Origin of the sequence: Lentibacillus persicus, assembly GCF_900112705.1 — a bacterium.
Classification (GTDB): Bacteria; Bacillota; Bacilli; order Bacillales; family Amphibacillaceae; genus Lentibacillus; species Lentibacillus persicus.
Window position 1 is genome coordinate 1 of sequence record NZ_FOMR01000022.1, and the last position, 1,366, is coordinate 1,366.

At 35.8% G+C, this 1,366-nt stretch carries 1 protein-coding gene; it reads left to right on the forward strand.

Annotated elements, in window-relative coordinates; all coding sequences use genetic code 11:
* Window positions 1-1,226, forward strand: a 1,226-nt coding sequence (locus tag BMZ22_RS16695) for a reverse transcriptase domain-containing protein (protein WP_143070004.1), incomplete at its 5' end; no start/stop codon positions are given.
* Window positions 1,227-1,366: the final 140 nt, after the last annotated feature.

The following is a 1,366-nucleotide window of genomic DNA, read 5'->3' on the forward strand; positions in this document are numbered from 1 at the left end:
TAATTTCCATCGTATCCAAGTTATTGAAAGCTGAGATTGAAGGAGAAGGTGTACCGACAAAAGGAACCCCGCAAGGCGGCATCCTTTCACCTCTGCTTTCAAACATTGTATTAAATGAGCTTGATTGGTGGGTTAGTGATCAATGGGAAACGTTTCAAAGCAACTATAATTACAAACATAATGGAAGTAAAGTAAAAGCACTCAAAAAATCAAAGCTGAAAGAATGCTACATCGTTAGATACGCAGATGATTTTAAGGTACTATGCCGCACTCGCTCACAAGCTATCAAAATGAACTATGCCATTAAGGATTTCCTTAAAACCAGACTACACCTTGAGACAAGTGAGGAAAAATCAAAGGTCGTTAACTTGAAGAAGAATTCGTCAGAATTCCTTGGATTTTCTTTCAAAGTAAAAAGAAAAGGTAAAACCAGGTTTGGGCATGTTGCCCAATCGAATATGACGAAAAAAGCTAAGTCCAACGCACACATTAAAATTAAGGATTCTATAAAAGCAATTCAGAAAAAACCATGCAATGAAACAGTATGGCACTATAACACTGTTGTAATGGGGATTCAAAATTATTATGCACCAGCAACTGAAATCATGAACAATTTAAGTGAGTTGGCCTCCTATTTAAACAAGACGCAATATAATCGACTAAAGGATCTTAGAAAAGAAGCAACATTTTCTCACATGACTGCAACATTACAAAAACGTTATAAAGGCTGTAAAGCAAAACTTTACAAAATAAAGAATATGGTACTTGTCCCTATTCATGCCCAAAGGCACAAAACAAATCTATGTTTTCCCCAAGATATCTGTAACTATACGGTAAAAGGGCGCGACAAAATACATCATAATCTTAAGGCGATTGATAAAAATGTTTTAGCTCATGTCATGAAAAACTTTATTCCAAATCGAACGATTGAGTATAACGACAATCGCATTAGTAAGTTTATTGCCCAATATGGTAAATGTGCCATAACTGGTATAGAGCTGGAGAAACATGATTGGCATTGTCATCATAAAAATCCGTATCAGCACTCAAAGGATGACGCATACTCAAATTTGATTATATTACATGAGTCCGTTCATCGGTTGATACATTTAAAAGACAATGAGAAAATCAAAACTCTAATCAAAATTTTGGAGCTTAGCAAAAAGCAAATTCAAAAGGTAAATGAATTACGGAAACAATGCGAAAATGACTTAATCTTAAATTAGGATAAACAGCTTCATTTCACAATACATAGAACTGAGTGAATTGGACTAGTTGGAACGCCGTATGAGGTGAAAGCCTCACGTACGGTGTGGGCGAGGGGAAAAGGGAGCGATAACTTCAAACCCTTACCTATTCGTATGAA